The organism is Bartonella sp. AP57NXGY, from assembly GCF_042195805.1.
GTDB lineage: Bacteria > Pseudomonadota > Alphaproteobacteria > Rhizobiales > Rhizobiaceae > Bartonella.
The window spans coordinates 1-1,149 of the sequence record NZ_JBHIOZ010000328.1 but is presented as its reverse complement, the minus strand read 5'-3'; the positions used below and the strand labels follow the sequence as shown (position 1 = coordinate 1,149).

The following is a 1,149-nucleotide window of genomic DNA, read 5'->3' as shown; positions in this document are numbered from 1 at the left end:
ATTGCTAAGCACAAAAGTATCACGGCAGCAGCAATGGGGATAATCGTTTTTAAGTCTGTTTGGAGTGCAGTTAAAGCGTTATTTGCAGGTTGTAGAACTACTGCTTGGGCTAAAACAGGATTGGCCATAAAAAATACAGTTAAAGCTGCAGAGGTTTTAGTAGCTTTATTCCAAATTATTGTTTGAAGAGTTTTTAATTGTTTCATATTGCTTATTCCAATTTAGATTACAGTTGGTATAAATAATCTCTTTTTTTGATATAGTTTGTTATTTCACTAAATAAAATACAGAAATCTAAGTTTTTTATAATAGATACACTTAGTGTTTAATAAGATTTATCAGGGGTTTTTAAATAACAAATTAGCAAGTTCAGTTGCTGAACCAGCGATAACGACACCAATTGCCCACCGTACGAATGTATCTTTTCCGATATAGCGCCCTGCATAAGCAATCGCTAAGCACAGAAGTATCACGGCTGCAGCAATAGGAATAATTTCTTTCAAGTCTTTTTGGAGCGCGTTTAAAGCTGTATCTGCGTTTTTCAAACCTTTTGCTGCTTGAGCCCATACGGGATTGTTCATAAAAAATACAGTTAAAACTGCAGAGGTTGCGGTAATTTTATTATTATCATTCAATTGAAAATTGATTAATTTTTTCATATTGTTCAACCTTATCAAATTGTATTTGGCGCAAGTATTTTTTCCATGAAATAAGGGATAATTTCATTGAATTGATGTGGAATAAAAGTATTAAAGTCTAAAATTCTTTTTTCATGAAGAAGCATTTCATGTTTCAAAAGATTTATTAGTTGGGTTTAAATAATAAACTAGCAAGTTCAGTTGCTGAACCAGCGATAACAACACCGATTGCCCACCGTACAAATGTGTCTTTTCCGATATAGCGCCCTGCATAACCAATTGCTAAGCACAAAAGTATTACGGCAGCAGCGATAGGGATAATCGTTTTTAAATCTGTTTGAAGCAGTCCTAAAGCTTTTTTTGCAGGCTCTAAACCCGCTGCTTGGGTGGATACAGGAGCGGTCATAAAAAATACAGTTAAAGCTGCAGAAAATGCAGCAATTTTATTACGAGCTGTTGTGTGAAGAATATTTAATTGTTTCATGTTCTTTATCCTGATTAAGATTAAAAC

Annotated in this window: 3 protein-coding genes; all 3 read right to left on the bottom strand. The window is 33.9% G+C overall.

Features of this window, described 5'->3' with window-relative positions; genetic code table 11:
* Positions 1-206, bottom strand: a 206-nt coding sequence (locus ACFIL8_RS10680; protein ID WP_375689753.1) for a TrbC/VirB2 family protein, incomplete at its 3' end; no start/stop codon positions are given.
* Positions 207-338: 132 nt separating this feature from the next.
* Positions 339-659 (bottom strand): VirB2 family type IV secretion system major pilin TrwL, encoded by a 321-nt coding sequence (trwL, locus tag ACFIL8_RS10675; protein WP_375689751.1) that lies wholly within the window; start codon positions 657-659, stop codon positions 339-341.
* 145 nt (positions 660-804) lie between these two features.
* Positions 805-1,122 carry a VirB2 family type IV secretion system major pilin TrwL gene (gene trwL, locus ACFIL8_RS10670; RefSeq protein WP_375681257.1) on the bottom strand — a complete coding sequence of 106 codons (318 nt, stop codon included), beginning with the start codon at positions 1,120-1,122 and terminating at the stop codon, positions 805-807.
* Between the last annotated feature and the right edge of the window lie 27 nt (positions 1,123-1,149).

Coding starts and splice junctions, on each gene's coding strand:
- trwL (WP_375689751.1), bottom strand. CDS start 659: ATGAAAAAATTAATCAATTTTCAATTGAATGATAATAATAAAATTACC.
- trwL (WP_375681257.1), bottom strand. CDS start 1,122: ATGAAACAATTAAATATTCTTCACACAACAGCTCGTAATAAAATTGCT.